At 47.9% G+C, this 13677-nt stretch carries 13 protein-coding genes and 1 tRNA gene; 2 read left to right on the top strand and 12 right to left on the bottom strand.

The features are described 5' to 3' along the window. Positions 1–3: 3 nt before the first annotated feature. From G7Y37_RS04960 to G7Y37_RS04935, 6 genes are all read right to left on the bottom strand, one after another. Entirely contained in the window at positions 4–972 is a 969-nt protein-coding gene (locus G7Y37_RS04960; RefSeq protein WP_165062364.1) for a type II secretion system F family protein, read from the bottom strand. Continuing rightward, positions 945–2273 (bottom strand): CpaF family protein, encoded by a 1329-nt coding sequence (locus tag G7Y37_RS04955; protein WP_165062363.1) that lies wholly within the window; start codon positions 2271–2273, stop codon positions 945–947. Before G7Y37_RS04955 ends, G7Y37_RS04960 begins: the two co-directional genes overlap by 28 nt. After that, on the bottom strand, positions 2270–3655 hold the full coding sequence (locus G7Y37_RS04950) for a P-loop NTPase (protein ID WP_165062362.1): 1386 nt from the start codon (positions 3653–3655) through the stop codon (positions 2270–2272). Before G7Y37_RS04950 ends, G7Y37_RS04955 begins: the two co-directional genes overlap by 4 nt. Position 3656: 1 nt before the next feature. Next, a complete protein-coding gene (gene cpaB / locus G7Y37_RS04945; RefSeq protein ID WP_165062361.1) occupies positions 3657–4460 on the bottom strand; it encodes a Flp pilus assembly protein CpaB in 804 nt (267 codons plus the stop codon). A gap of 310 nt (positions 4461–4770) precedes the next feature. Continuing rightward, positions 4771–4914, bottom strand: a complete 144-nt coding sequence (locus tag G7Y37_RS04940) for a hypothetical protein (RefSeq protein ID WP_165062360.1) — start codon at positions 4912–4914, stop codon at positions 4771–4773. A gap of 35 nt (positions 4915–4949) precedes the next feature. Beyond that, positions 4950–5024, bottom strand: a tRNA-Val gene (locus G7Y37_RS04935). A gap of 416 nt (positions 5025–5440) precedes the next feature. On the opposite strand from G7Y37_RS04935, the gene G7Y37_RS04930 reads away from it, so the two are divergent. Continuing rightward, positions 5441–7204, top strand: a complete 1764-nt coding sequence (locus G7Y37_RS04930) for an MFS transporter (RefSeq protein WP_165062359.1) — start codon at positions 5441–5443, stop codon at positions 7202–7204. Between the two features lie 124 nt (positions 7205–7328). On the opposite strand, the gene G7Y37_RS04925 is transcribed toward G7Y37_RS04930, so the two are convergent. Next, positions 7329–7982: a hypothetical protein gene (locus G7Y37_RS04925; RefSeq protein ID WP_165062358.1), complete on the bottom strand. Its 654-nt coding sequence runs from the start codon at positions 7980–7982 to the stop codon at positions 7329–7331. 112 nt (positions 7983–8094) lie between these two features. Between G7Y37_RS04925 and nagA the strand changes: the two genes are divergently transcribed. After that, entirely contained in the window at positions 8095–9249 is a 1155-nt protein-coding gene (nagA, locus tag G7Y37_RS04920) for an N-acetylglucosamine-6-phosphate deacetylase (protein ID WP_165062357.1), read from the top strand. 304 nt (positions 9250–9553) lie between these two features. On the opposite strand, the gene G7Y37_RS04915 is transcribed toward nagA, so the two are convergent. Genes G7Y37_RS04915 through G7Y37_RS04895 form a run of 5 tightly spaced genes read right to left on the bottom strand, consistent with a single transcriptional unit; the run spans position 9554 to position 13670 of the window. Next, on the bottom strand, positions 9554–10480 hold the full coding sequence (locus G7Y37_RS04915; protein ID WP_165062356.1) for a bifunctional hydroxymethylpyrimidine kinase/phosphomethylpyrimidine kinase: 927 nt from the start codon (positions 10478–10480) through the stop codon (positions 9554–9556). Positions 10481–10491: 11 nt separating this feature from the next. Further along, positions 10492–10719, bottom strand: a complete 228-nt coding sequence (locus tag G7Y37_RS04910; protein WP_241156012.1) for a DUF6724 family protein — start codon at positions 10717–10719, stop codon at positions 10492–10494. 21 nt (positions 10720–10740) lie between these two features. Beyond that, positions 10741–11388 carry a hypothetical protein gene (locus G7Y37_RS04905; protein ID WP_165062355.1) on the bottom strand — a complete coding sequence of 216 codons (648 nt, stop codon included), beginning with the start codon at positions 11386–11388 and terminating at the stop codon, positions 10741–10743. Between the two features lie 57 nt (positions 11389–11445). Further along, positions 11446–12813 carry a histidine kinase gene (locus tag G7Y37_RS04900; RefSeq protein ID WP_241156011.1) on the bottom strand — a complete coding sequence of 456 codons (1368 nt, stop codon included), beginning with the start codon at positions 12811–12813 and terminating at the stop codon, positions 11446–11448. A gap of 14 nt (positions 12814–12827) precedes the next feature. After that, positions 12828–13670 (bottom strand): sulfite exporter TauE/SafE family protein, encoded by an 843-nt coding sequence (locus G7Y37_RS04895; RefSeq protein ID WP_165062354.1) that lies wholly within the window; start codon positions 13668–13670, stop codon positions 12828–12830. Between the last annotated feature and the right edge of the window lie 7 nt (positions 13671–13677).

Here is a 13677-nt window from a genome sequence, read left to right as displayed (position 1 = left end):
GAATTACCCCCTGCCTATCTGAAGCATATGTCTTACCGTCAGCACGCCCACAAGCTGCATAATTAAAGCCACCGCAAGCAAACCCATACCCGCTAAACTTGTGAAAAATGGTGTTAGAAATCCCGGACTTACCAGCGAAAAAATTGCTACCAATACAAACGGCATAACAGTTACTATACTGGCGGAAAGCCTTGCTTGTGCTGTTTGCACCCGAAGCGAACGCATCAAATCCAATTCATTTACAACCGATTCACGCGCAGTTTCCAAAACGGGTGCAATACTGCCGCCGCTTTGATGTTGCACATCTAAAGCAACAGCTACAAACGACAACTCGGGTACATGGTCGCTAGACCGCATAACAGACAGCGCTTCTTCAACAGATGCACCCATCTGAAGTCTTCGTGCAGCTACGCCAAACAGCTTTCCTAGCGCTCCACTGCATTCTTTAGCCGTTTGTTGAAGCGTTTGCGAAAGAGACAACCCCGACCTAAAGCACACTCCCATGCATCTAAGTGCATCTGGTATCTGTTCGCGCATCGCCAAACTACGCTTCTCAAAACGGTTACGCACATACACAGATAAAGCCACTACGCACAAACATGAAACCGCAACACCGCACACGACAGACATTGTAATTAAGCCAGCCAACACACCCACACCAGCCACAACAACCAACATCAGCGAAATCAACGCCTGCGGTGTAGTAGGAATATCGCGCCCTTCTAGCAATTCAACACTTTCTTCAGCTACCTTTTTAATACTGGGAATACCAACAATTTTTGCCGCCAACGGTCTAAAAGGTTCAATTCCTTTCGATATGCGCAGCAAAACGCGCTCTCGTCTATTCGGCGCTAATGCGCTAGCAGCTGCATTCCTCCTGCGCCAAGCGCCATCCAGTATTAGACCTAGCGCCACACCGCATGCAGCCGCCAAAACAATTGCCGCTATTCCACATGCGCCATACGCTTCCATCGCTGCACCTCCTTGCTGTTTGCAATGTCGTTTTGCACTACTTCATCCAATATCTGTGGCCTGTATTCCCACACACCATCTGCATCGGGTGCCGATCTGTAAAACAAGCGCCTTATACTGCAAGTGCGCGATTCGCGGGCATAACTAACCTCGGACACAATCGACAAAAACCTAGAGCCATCACAGTGTCTACTAACCTGTACTATGTAGTCGAAAGCATTTCCTATCTGGGCTTCTATAGCATCTACCGGAAGATCTACGGCATACCTAACCATGGTTACTATTCTGTCCAGCACATCTTCGGGCGAATTTGCATGCAAAGTGGTTAAAGACCCATCATGTCCAGTATTCATGGCTTGCAACATATCTAGCGTCTCGCCCGATCTGCACTCACCGACAATTATTCTGTCTGGCCTCATACGCAGCGCATTTACCACTAAATCACGTATTGTTATTTCGCCCTCGCCTTCCGCATTCATCGGGCGCGCTTCCATACGCACCACATGAAGCCCCGGGCTGAATTTCAATTCCGCAGAATCTTCTATTGTTATAATTCGCTCGTCTTTAGGAATATGGCACGACAGCGCATTCAGCAGCGTAGTTTTCCCACTACCAGTACCACCTGATACCACTACATTTTTACGGCTAACCACCAGCCATTTTAGAAAAATACCCATACATTCATCGAATGATCCGCGCTGTTCCATCTCTTCAAGCGTCATTACATGCCGCGTGAATGCTCTGATTGTTAAATGCGGTCCATCTGGCGTTATAGGAGGAATTACAGCATTAACACGATGTCCCTGCGGAAGCCTAGCGTTCACCATAGGTGAAGATTCATCTATGCGCCTACCAAGCGGTCCAATTATGCGATCAATCAGAACGCGCACTTGTTCATCGCTATCGAAATGCAAGTCGCATTCAATTAATTTGCCGTCGCGTTCATAAAAAATGCTGTACGCACCGTTAACCATTATTTCAGTAACACTCTCATCAGCAATCAGACTCTCTATCGGACCCATGCCGAATACAACATCTATAAGTTCTTCTGTTAGTAAACGTTTATCGGCACCGGAAAAAGCGTCCCACTTCGATTCAGAAAGTGCATGACGACATGCCGTGCGAAGCTCGTTGCGCGCGCGTTGCGGATTATCAGCCATTATTGCAGCTATAGTTTCAAACGAAGTCCATTCGCGCACATCTTCGCGCAAATCTTCCACTGTTAAGCGCTGCGGCGCACGCCCATTAGCTGTAGCACTATTTACATCGGCAACCGCGCGTACACGTTCCATAAGGCTCATGCGCGTACTCCTTTACCCACATGCGATCTATGCGGTGCAGGCAGCTCTAGTGCATTCTCGGCATATGAACGTCTACGAGAAGTGCGCTTGCCTACTTTTGTAGTCTTCGTTTTTACGGTCTTCGCATTAGATGCTTTGCTTTTGCGTATGCGTTTTTTGTCATTGCCGCTAAGGCTGCTAGGCAACATTTCGTCTAGCATTTCAGACACACTTGTGCAAAGAGCATTTTTACTGGCTAATAAATCATGTGAACTACCAGCACCCAAAAGCTCTTCAACATCCACGCCGCCATCTTTAAGCTCATATACATGAGCACCTTGCATGGCACATGCAACATCCATAGATGTAAATAAAGCGCCGCGCTTGCATTTATTTATTGCGTAGGCGAAAGTTCCTGAAGCTATACCTAACCTAGAGCACAGTTCTACTGCATGCCTACACGCGCGAACACTAGATGCCTTCTGATCTATAAGAAATAATGCACAATCGCTATGTTCAATAAGCGAAACGTGATACTCAGCCCAACTAGCGCCAGTATTCACAACTACCATATCGAATAATTTAGAAGCCTCGCTTAATATATCCGATATATGCGCGCCCACAACTTCTGCCTGCTCAAGCCGCTTAGGCGCAGCCAACAATGCCACACCACCTTCTTGCACTTGCAAAGCTAAAGTTTCCAGCATCTGCATTTCAGACAAAATGTCGTCAGCCGTAATAGGCTCATTTGCTCCTGTTAGATAAGCCAAATCTCCAAACTGTAAGTCGCAGTCAAATAGAAGCACTTTACAACCCTGAGATGCAGCCACATCTGCAGCCACAGCCGAAACCGTACTCTTCCCAGCGCCACCGCTACCCGAAAGCACGGTTAACACATAAGCATTGCCTTCTGCTTTTGACTTTTGTTGTTGTGCGGCAATTTGTGCATTTCTGTGCTGGGCTTCAAAAGATTGGTCAGAACACAATTCAGTCGGAGTAGACGCATTCGCCTCTAAACTCTTAGCTGAATCCAGCAAGCGCCCGCGCGTATCGCGCTCTTCTAAAAACCGCTGCACTAAATCATCTAGCGCCAAAACACCACTTAACCCTGCAGCTTTAGCCCTGCTGCACAAAGACCCGCTGACGCTATCCGCCACTACATATACTGGCAACTGCAAGTTATCTGTGCGCATAGCCGCTGCTAGATTTATAGCTTCAACATCATCGCTTCCGACAATCCAAACCTTACACACATCTTCTGAATTGCGTGCAATATTGCGCGCTGTCTTAGCATCTGACTCTAACAACAGCCAATCTATACTACTTAAATTTATATCCCCGAATCCTAAAATCTCAGGATGCAAAAACACTTCAGCAGGTGCGCATAGAAGAATCCGCCTCATCTTATGCACCGCCGTTCCGTTTGTCCGCCGATGCAGCGGATGACGATTTACTGCTAGAACTAGCTTTACTAGATGAAGACGCATCCGAAGACAACGCTGCAGAAGATGAATTTCGCGCCGAGGTTGCTGCCGAAGACGAGCTTGAATTTGACACAACGCTTTCAGAAGGCAAAACGAAATATAGCTCTGTATTTTCAGCAGCGCTAACCATTTCTGGTACCTTTTCTGGAGGTAGCGCCAACGTAATCCAAGTGCCCGAGTTAGAAGACCCACTAGAAGATCCATCGGCGCATGTCTCAAGTACCTTGACAAAAGACGCTATCTTAACGGTAGAACTAGCCCCAACCGCATATACGTCAACACTCATTCCCGGACCAAGCGCGCCACCAACAGCTTGCACCGCCCTAGCAGGAACACTTAGCGCCACCATGCCATCAGGAACCTCTATGCTAGATGACTCAAATCCAAATCTTGCCGAAGACACAACTTCACCAGCCAAGATTGCAGAGCCTACCTGCTGCCCTACTGCGTCCGCCTTAGATGTTATGGCATCGGCAGGCAACAGTGTTGCAATCCACATTTTTGATTCTAAGTCACCATCAGTTATGGTCTGACCAGCTGCAATATCACGCTTAGCTACACATACCTCTACCTGATCGCCACCATAACGCGCCAGCATTTCATCCTGTGCCGCATGTGCCCGCTCATCAACCTGCAACACATACAGCGCCACACATATCGCGCATAGCACACCGCACGCTATGGCTATTAACGCCGATCTATTTCGTCTTGTTGATAATTTCACTTGTCACCTCACTCGCCTTCAGCTTTCGCCTGCAAAACAAGTGTGGCTATTAAATCTGTCATGCACGTATCAAAATTGCGACATTGAGCTACATAGAAAATCGCTGCGTAATGACTTTTTTGAAAGTTCAATTTACTTCGCAATCTTTATATTTGCGAAATCTATTCCTATCTATATGTCACAAAAATCTGGCATCAAATGATTAAAAACCTTGCAAAAACCTTGCAGAAATCTTGCTGAATATGCAAGGTTCAAATCTATGTGGATATTTCCAAACATGAAAAACGCCCCGTTGTAGGGGCGTTGGTTTTTAATGGTGGTCGGGAGTAGGATTTGACACGTATTCGCTTCGCGAATCCGTGGAAACCTCGCGCTTGGCGCGCTCGGTCCAGAATGCGCCACTGGCGCATTCTGCCCTCACGGGGTTCAAATCTATGTGGATATTTTCAAACATGAAAAACGCCCCGTTGTAGGGGCGTTGGTTTTTAATGGTGGTCGAGGAGGGATTTGAACCCCCGACCTTGTGCTTGTAAGGCACCTGCGCTCCCGCTGCGCCACTCGACCATGTATGTTGATGACTATTATAGCAGTATTTTTGTCAGTAAAAAATCGTTGACCCAAAAAGGTTCATCACATATCCTACACACAGGGCGATTTACGATTGCGTGATGTAATGCGGATATGTATTACCCCACGTGTTCGCAAATCGTAAGGGAAGAAGTATGAAAGGAGGATCACGCGCGGTCGTTTCTCCCGATTGTGTCGTTAGTCCTGAAGGGATGCGGCGGACTGGTCATCCTCTGCATTGTTTATTACAGGTACCTCAACAACCCTAGATATTTGAGGCACACGTAATCCTTACTATGAACACGTCACATTCCGGTCTTGCTACTGCGTTTGGACAATCCCATTCATTTTCTAGGCAGCGTTGCCTTAATCCATCGGGCGCGCTTGCAAATTCACTCATCTAGGGGGTATTGATGGACGGTAAAGAGTTCACAGTATCTGAAGTTATTGACCGTGCTGGTATTTCTACTCACACATGGATTGTGTTTGTTCTTCTAGCATTCGCCATGATCTTCGACGGTTATGACTTCATGATCGTAAATTCAACTAACACTTATGTTGCACCTACATTCTTTGCAGAGCAGATCGCTTCTGGTCAGCCTATTGCCGCACTTACCGGCTCTCTGACCACTTGGGGCTTGCTAGGCATGGTTCTTGGCGGCGCAGTCGGCGGCATAATGTCCGACGCTATTGGTCGTAAGAAGACTCTAACTATCGCAGTTATCTTCTATGGTCTATTCACGCTGCCTCAGGCATTTGCGCCCGACTACACGTTCTTCTGCGCATTCCGCCTGATCGCCGGCTTTGGCGTAGGTTCCTGCATCCCGGTTGTAACCACCGTGTTCTCCGAGAGCATGCCTTCTAAGCAGCGCGGCATCTTCGTTACTATCGGCATGGCTGGCATGGTTGCTGGCTGGGTTATCGCCGGTCTGATTGCTGCACCTGTATGCTCTAACCCTGTTTCTATGATTCCGGGTCTTACCGACGGCACCATCACACTTGCTAATGGCACCGAGGCTAACCAGAACTGGCGTCTTTGCTACCTGATTGGCGCTCTACCGGTTGCATATGGCATCGTGCTGTTCTTCTGCATGCATGAAACTCCGCACTGGTATGCCAACCATGGCATGAAAGACAAGGCTTGCGCACGTCTTACTCAGATCGTGTCTGCCACCCGTCACGTTGACGTAGAGTTCGATCCCAACCTGCTGATCGTTCCTCCGAAGCCTGCTAAGAGCGGTCCTGCAGTTCTGTTCTCCAGCAAGTTCATTGTTGCTACTTGCGCTGTATGGTCTGCATACTTCGTTGGACAGTTCTGCGTTTATGGCATGAACGCTTGGATCCCCACTTGGTTCCAAGGCAATGGCTTCACCGCTGCTGAGTCGGTTACTCTGCAAACTTGGAACAATGTTGCTGCTATCGCTTCGAATGTTGTTTGCGGCTTCATCTCTGACGGCATTGGTCGTAAGCGCGCACTATGGATCGGCTGGGTAGCATGTATCGTAGCTATCATTGCTTGCTCCGTGTTCGTACCTATGTTCCCGGGCGAAGCTCCTGTAAATGGCGCACCGCTGGCTGGCGCTGCTGCTGGTAACTTCATACCTTGCATCTTCCTGATGCTGCTGTTCGGCTTCTGCCTGAACTACGCTATTACTTGCGTACAACCTCTTATGCCTGAGGCATATCCCACCACGCTGCGCAACACTGGTACTTCTTGGTGCCAAGCGTTCGCTCGTTTCGGTGGTTCCGGTTCCTCCATCGTTCTTGGTGCTGCTGCTGGTCTAGCAATGTTCCAGCACGACGTAAACGGCACCATGACCAACAACTGGTCGATGGTTGTTCTTGTTCTTCTGATTCCGTTCGTTCTTGGTCTAGTTTGCACATTGCTGTTTGTTAAGAACACTGGTGGTAAGACCATGGACCAACTGCAGAAGATGCAAGAGGAAAATCCGCTTTCCGAGACTGACGGCAATGCACGCTTCTGGATAATGATCGCTGTGGTTATTATCAACTTCATCGGCTGCATCATTTGCCCGTTGGTTATTCCTGGATTCTCCAAGACTGCTATGGCTCTGCCTATCATGCTTGTTGCCATGCTTCTTCCGTTTATTTACTTCTTCGTTTTCGGTATCCAAGGTCTGTCGAAAGAGAAGGCTGCTGGCGTCGAGAAGATGTAAGCAAATTTCAGGAAAGCGATTTGAGCCACTGGTTCAATCTAAACCTAAAAAGAACCCTTCCATCCGGAGGGGTTCTTTTATCGCCTGAATAAACTAGGAAAGGAGTTCAAAAACCCTTAAGAAACTAAACGTTATCCATCGGACGACCTTGCGGCTTAATAACTTCCACAAGAGGCGAACCTTGGCGCTCTAGTTCTAGCACTTGCTCGTAGGTATAGCCTTTATTCTCAAAAACGCGATTCTTCAAGCGCTCCATCCAAGTAGCGCCACGCACTTCCTCGCATTCGCTTAGACCTTTCCACTCCTCTTTAATAAGTATAGCCACAAGCGCAATAACCGCCACGCGAAGCTTCGTCAAATCGGGCACATGTATTTCGTAGCAAAGCCCCTTATTTTTGAACAGGCGCTCCTTCACATGCACATCTTTTTTGTTGTAACTAGTCTTTGTTTCGCAAACGAAGTCGAACGGCGGCTCGGCAGCCGAACCGTATAAATCCCACAGCATTCCCTCAATGTAGTAATGCTTAAACAACACATAGGGATGCATTATGTATTCGTAGCGCTCAAGACGCAGAAAGTAATTCAAGCAGCGGTTATCCGGGCGAATTAGCCCGTTTTCGCCACCCATACGCCCTATAACAGATACTTTATCTTTCTCGCTTTTCCAGCCATTTTTATTTTCAAACCTATAAAACCTCTCGCCATCTTCATACCATGTGTCGAAATCTTCATGGCGTGCAATAGCGTCTTTCTGCAAATAAATCTTATTAAATTTCAAAAGACTACCCCCGACCGTTACGAAAAATCTTATCTATCATTTTACAGTGAAACATGAACGTACAAGCCGTAATATGAACCAAACAAATTTTTTGAAGCGAATAGGAGATGACATGAGCAACACCGCACAAACCGCAACGGCTATCTCCGCTATAAAAGGCGGCTTAATATTTACCGGATCTGACTTTACCGATAAAGATGTATACATTGAAAACGACCACTTTACAGAGAGCAACAACTCTGCCGGCGAAGCCATAGACGCAAGCGGCTGCTATGTTATTCCCGGTCTGATAGATTTGCACTTTCATGGAAGCGCTGGTGGCGATATAAGCGATGGCAGCCTTGAAGGACTACACAAAATGGGTGCCTACGAAGCCTCGCGCGGAGTATGCGCAATGTGCCCCGCAACCATGACTTTGTCTGAGGCGCAACTAACAGATGCCGCTAAAGCCGCCGTCGAATATACACCTTCGCCATTCGAAGCCGACTTGGTAGGCATAAATATGGAAGGTCCTTTCATATCGCCCAGCAAAGTTGGTGCTCAAAACCCCCAACACGTGCGAAATGCTGGTGTAGAGGAATTTCAGCGTTTGCAAAAGGCGGCGGGCGGATTAATTAAGTTGGTGGACATAGCTCCGGAAGAACCCGGCGCTGATGCCTTTATAGAAACTCTAAAAGACGATGTACGAATATCAGTCGCACACACCTGCACCGACTACGACACAGCAGCACACGCATTCGATTTAGGTGCAAAACATATAACGCACCTGTATAACGCAATGGATCCTATGCACCACAGAAAGCCCGGTCCTATTCCTGCCGCTGCCGAACGCGACGACATAACTGCCGAAATAATAGCTGACGGCGTGCATATTCATCCATCTATGGTGCGCTTAGCATTCAACATGTTTGGCGACGACCGCATGATACTAATAAGCGATACGCTGCGTGCAGCAGGCTTAGGCGATGGTGTATACGACCTAGGCGGACAAGATGTAACAGTAAAAGGATACGAAGCGCGAATAGATAACGGTGCGCTGGCTGGATCGGTAAGCGATCTGATGCGTTGCTTCTATGTAGCCGTACACGACATGAACATACCACTGGTAAGCGCCGTTAAAGCAGCCAGCGTAAACCCTGCACGCGCCCTAAATATAGAAGAAAGCTACGGCAGCTTAGAGCCAAACCACATAGCTAACGCTGTGTTATTAGATAAGGAAACCCTAGAGGTAAAGCAAGTAATTTTGCGCGGTAACGCCATTCTGTAGAAAAGAAGTGCGCAGAACGCTTTTTACGAAAAAATGGTCAAAACTTCCGACTTTCCACGGTCAGATTGTCACATGACCAGTCTGAATTGTGGAGAACACTGGGCAAACAGCTTCCCACCCATGCACCAATAGGGGTTGTTTGCCTTTTTTACCATGGAAAGTCGAAAGTTTTGACCATTTTTCTGACTTTTTAGACCAGAAAGCCCGAACCACTCTATTTCTTCGACGAGAAAATAGAGTGGCAACAGCGGCAACAACTGTAGTTGTTACGAACAAGATGCCGAACAGAGAGCGGCATGCAGACTTAACTCAATAACTCGGTAACTTCGCCAAGAATAAGCTCGAAACTTACACCGCGATCGCGGAAATTTGGCTGCTTGCTTGAAACAATCATCGCGTCATGCACAAAATCGCCAGCAAAAGCTGCCGCCTCAACAAGAGAGCGCCCCGCCATAATTGCACCCAGTACACACGATGCGTATACATCGCCCGTACCATGCAACATATATGGCAAAAATTCGTTAGAAACTTCCACTATTTCTGGCATATCAACGCCACCAACAAAATTACGGATAGTGTTTTCGCCTTCGCGCTGAATACCTTTCAGTACCACATGTTTTGCACCACGCGCCAGAAGCGCGTTCACTAAACGCTTAGCCTCAGCATCGTCTATGTTGGCACCAGCCCATTTATCGCCTATGGGCTCGCCTAATATTATGGCAGCCTCGGTAAGATTCGGTGTAAGTACATCAGCTTCGCATGCTAGCTGCGCCATAGCCTCGCAAAGTTGTGGTGTATACGTAGGATAAACCACCCCATGGTCTGCCATTACCGGGTCTACCATGCGCAATGCTTTGGGGAATTGCTTATACAGCGAACGAATAACTTCAACCTGCTCAGGAGCACCAAGAAAACCGGAATAAACAGCATCTATCTGCACATCTATGCCGCGCCATGCATCTAAGTAGTCGCTAAGTATGTCGGTAGTATCGTGCATATACCAACCGGGAAAAGCCGTATGCGACGAAAACAAACCTGTAGGAACCGGGCACACATCGCACCCTGCAGCCGAAAGCACCGGTATAGCCACCCCAAGCGAACATTTGCCGTAACCGCAAAGGTCGTGTACAGCAGCTATGCGAGGTATATAGTCAGATTCGCGTTTATACAGAAAAACATTATCAGCGGCGCAATTAGCATTTTTGTTTTGACAGCCCAATTCATTCTCCATTAGTTATCTTGTTATCCTTCCTTGCCAGTTTCTTCATCATCGTTTTCGTTCTCGTCGTCTAAAAATGCCCATTCGTCATCTTGTTCAGCTTCGTAATTGCGAAAACGCTTGCGGGTTTTAATCTCAAATATAAAACAACAAATTATGCTAATAATTAACCCAGCACCAACCATCACGCCTATACCGGGAATAGTCTCGAACAGAAAATGGTATATCTCTCCGATGTCAATATTTTCCATAAGAATCCTTCGAAACGACTATTAGCGCCTATGCGCATTGCCTGACGAACGACTACGATCTGCCTCTAAGCTTCTTGTATGCTCTTGCACTATGCTTTCAGCCCTACGGCGAACTTGGTCTTGCCTGCGCTCTTCGCGCCGCCGCCTAGTATCATGCTTAATTGATTGACGACCCTGCGGCGCTACAGGCGCGCTGCGCACGGGCGGATTTGCCTCGGACTCACTAAGCGATACAGGCGCAGACGGTACAGTCTTCGCTGCACTATGAACTTCGTTAGTAGAAGGCTTTGCCTCGCCATATGGAATTACCGGCTGACGCTTTAAGCGGCGCGATTTGGTTTCACGGCTTTCATTTATTCGCGCCGCAGCAGATTGCTTAGAGGGGTTCACCCGAGATGCAGGCTTTGCAGCTTTCGCCTGCATCAAATTCGCCGAGCTTATTGGCTCGTCTTCGTCTGAGTTAATAGGAATCATATCGCGCTTCGACATGTGCGAAAGATAGTCTTCCACATGCGCTAGGCGCTGCTCCATTATCTCCGCTTTTGCGCGTTCTTTGCTGGCGCGAACGCTAATAACTACCAACCAAATAGCCAAGATTACAATAAGAACCGCCAGAATTCCTACCCCGGCTAGGATAAAAACATTCTGAGACGACAAAAGGTTCGACAAGAGAAATCCTAACTTCGCTTTGCGGTCAAAAATTTCGCGCTGCTACTCGTTTTTTGATTATACATTTTGTAGGCAGTCTGGGAGACGCAAAGTTATTGTTGTGCCGCATCCGGGCTGACTTTCAACCGTCATATTAGCATTTGAGCCAAAGAAGCCACGAAGCCGGTCGTGCACATTCTTTGCAGCAATCCCAAGACCGGTTTGCGATTCGGGATGCATTATGCGAGCGCGCTCGTTTTCAGTCATGCCCGTGCCGTCGTCAGCCACAACCAGCAAAACATCTGAACCCTCGACACATACACGCAGCGTCACCGTAAGTTTTCCCTCGGCAGGCATTGCGTGCTTCACCGCATTTTCCACTAGAGGCTGCAGCAAAAACGGTGGCACCATTATGCTGCCCCCACGCGGAGAATTCAGAACCTCTGGAACCGACTGACTGCCAGATAAAACTCCAACATAATTTTCCGACTCTAGCACCATTTCCAGACGCTCTTCGCCAAAACGCGCCACCTCAAATGCAAAATAGCGCGCAGTTTGTTGTATCTCGCGCTCTAACGGAATGCGATCTTGCGAATCTTCCAAAGTTGATCGGTAGAACACAGCAAATTCGCGCAACAATGTGCGCGCTTTCATCGGATCGGTACGAATAAAAGACGCTATAGTATTTATTGTGTTGAACAGGAAATGCGGGTTTATTTGACTTTGCAGCATTTTTAGTTCCATAGCAGTAGCCAGTTCGCGCTGCGTTTCCATTTCTACTGCCGCAATTTGCGTAGAAATTAATTTGCCAAAACCCTGCGCAATAGATTTCTGCGTTTCTGTAATTTTTTTCGCACTTCCAAAATAAAACTTCAAAGTTCCGCGAATTTCGCGCCCAGCAATAAGCGGCACCAAAATTGCCGCCTTTATATGTGTGGAAGTTTGCGGAAAACCAATCTCTTGCTCCGTGTACATTACGCGCGATTTACCATCGGCAATAGTGTCGTGTGTGGCTTGCGTGCGAATGCGCGCACCAGCAGGGTTTTCTGACTCTAAATAGCCAGCATAGCCCTGAATATTTTCGCGATCGGTTATAGCTACAGCTATAGCAGCAGTACTAGGCAACAGTAATTCGCAAATGCTCTGAGCGGCTTTGTCGGTCATGCCATCCTGCATTAAGTCAATCATTTGGCTGGACAGCTGCAACATAGATTCGGTTTGGCGGGCGCGCACGGAATCGGGGTCCATAACCATACGAACTATTACAACTACGCAAAGCGTAAATACGATGCCAGCCACAACCATAATAGACACCATATGAACCTTCGATATTGTTGCCCATACCATGGCACATGCAGCCAAAATTGCAACAAGCACCGCTAACATTTCAATACCGCGTGCACTTGGCGTATACCAACGCTTACGTTTCCTATCTAGCGTTTCCATTCCAACCTCTTCTCCTACAATGCATACAGCTGATCCACCAATAACAAAATAGCAGCCACCATAAGAAAGCCACTAAAAAGAAAACGTAGAGCGCGTTCGGGAATGCGATTGATTAAACGGGCACCAATAAAAGCGCCCGGCACAGTGCCAAGAGACACAAGGATTCCCGCTATCCAATGCACATTTCCATAAAACCCTTGCATTATTACGCCGGGAATAGGCAAGATCATAACTGCCAGAAGCGATGTTCCCGAAGTAAGGCGCATCGGCAGCTTCAGCAGCTGCATCAGCATGGGAACCATTAGAAAACCGCCGCCTATGCCCACATAGCCAGAAGCTACACCAGCCACAATACCTATGCACACACCTATTGCCATTTCGCGCGCCGATATTGCAGGGTCGGCAGCAGATTCATCTGCGGCAGATTCGCTAGCAGAAGGTGCAGAAATTTTAGCGTCTATTTGCCCCGCCTTAGCAGGCTTCATCTTCCAAGCCTTCTGAAACATCGTTATAGCCGAATACGCTATAACCAAAGTTGCCGCCACCATAATTGCCCAATCGGGCGATATAGCACCAAGCCATACTCCAAGCGGTGAAGTTGCCGCGCCGCCCAGCCCTAGCGCCAATCCTAACTTAGGCACACACGTTTTATTGCGTATATGAGTAATGCTGCCCGAAATTGCCGTAAGAACTACAGCAAACAACGATGTAGCTGCACACATCGCTGGCGCCATGCCGAACCCCAGCTTAAAAACAGGGACCATTATGGTGCCACCACCTATGCCTAGCATGCCCGAAAACACACCAATAACAAGCCCGACAATAAGCGAAGCTAGTATGGAAACGGCAGAAATCATCCTAAGC

The sequence above is a fragment of the Adlercreutzia sp. ZJ154 genome, from assembly GCF_011039055.1.
Lineage (GTDB): Bacteria > Actinomycetota > Coriobacteriia > Coriobacteriales > Eggerthellaceae > Adlercreutzia_A.
Note: the sequence above shows the minus strand (reverse complement) of the source record. Positions and strands in the feature narration are given on the sequence as shown.

What these genes read in the sequence shown, in the direction of transcription:
- G7Y37_RS04960 (WP_165062364.1), bottom strand. Translation starts at nt 972, where the DNA reads ATGGAAGCGTATGGCGCATGTGGAATAGCGGCAATTGTTTTGGCGGCT.
- G7Y37_RS04955 (WP_165062363.1), bottom strand. Translation starts at nt 2,273, where the DNA reads ATGAGCCTTATGGAACGTGTACGCGCGGTTGCCGATGTAAATAGTGCT.
- G7Y37_RS04950 (WP_165062362.1), bottom strand. Translation starts at nt 3,655, where the DNA reads ATGAGGCGGATTCTTCTATGCGCACCTGCTGAAGTGTTTTTGCATCCT.
- G7Y37_RS04940 (WP_165062360.1), bottom strand. Translation starts at nt 4,914, where the DNA reads ATGTTTGAAAATATCCACATAGATTTGAACCCCGTGAGGGCAGAATGC.
- G7Y37_RS04930 (WP_165062359.1), top strand. Translation starts at nt 5,441, where the DNA reads ATGGACGGTAAAGAGTTCACAGTATCTGAAGTTATTGACCGTGCTGGT.
- nagA (WP_165062357.1), top strand. Translation starts at nt 8,095, where the DNA reads ATGAGCAACACCGCACAAACCGCAACGGCTATCTCCGCTATAAAAGGC.
- G7Y37_RS04915 (WP_165062356.1), bottom strand. Translation starts at nt 10,480, where the DNA reads ATGGAGAATGAATTGGGCTGTCAAAACAAAAATGCTAATTGCGCCGCT.
- G7Y37_RS04910 (WP_241156012.1), bottom strand. Translation starts at nt 10,719, where the DNA reads ATGGAAAATATTGACATCGGAGAGATATACCATTTTCTGTTCGAGACT.
- G7Y37_RS04900 (WP_241156011.1), bottom strand. Translation starts at nt 12,813, where the DNA reads ATGGAAACGCTAGATAGGAAACGTAAGCGTTGGTATACGCCAAGTGCA.
- G7Y37_RS04895 (WP_165062354.1), bottom strand. Translation starts at nt 13,670, where the DNA reads ATGATTTCTGCCGTTTCCATACTAGCTTCGCTTATTGTCGGGCTTGTT.